This window comes from Syntrophomonas sp. UBA1041 (assembly GCF_002316705.1).
Lineage (GTDB): Bacteria > Bacillota > Syntrophomonadia > Syntrophomonadales > Syntrophomonadaceae > DTU019.
In genome coordinates, this window is the sequence record NZ_DCEA01000056.1 from 3,087 (window position 1) to 3,476 (window position 390).

The window sequence follows — 390 nt, forward strand, 5'->3', positions numbered from 1 at the left end:
AGCAAAATGTCCGGTCCTGCAAAGCATAAATTACATCTCCCCCGCCGCAAACCATATGGAATTAAGCACGCAAAGTCGCTATCAAGCGGTTGCGATTGATCAATAGATCTAAAGCATCAACCACATTGTTGACCAAAATATCCGCTCGGCGTATAGCTTCCGCCGCACAGCCTTCGTTGTTTATCACTGCTATGCCCAGAGCGGCGTCTTGCAGCATGTAAATATCATTGTACCCATTGCCGATAGCTGCCGTATTTCCCCTCCCCAATTTGTACAGGTAATCCTTCTTGTCCAGGCCTCCTTGAGTGGAATCAACCCGCTTAAATCGGGTTCTTAATTCAGATGCCACAGCAACCCCTCTGCCAAAGGTGTCTGCCGTTAGAAGGTGAA

At 48.2% G+C, this 390-nt stretch carries 1 protein-coding gene; it reads right to left on the minus strand.

The features are described 5' to 3' along the window. Positions 1 to 61 precede the first annotated feature (61 nt). The coding region (locus tag B2633_RS08355) for an HAD hydrolase family protein (protein ID WP_483170150.1) at positions 62 to 390 on the minus strand (329 nt) is incomplete at its 5' end.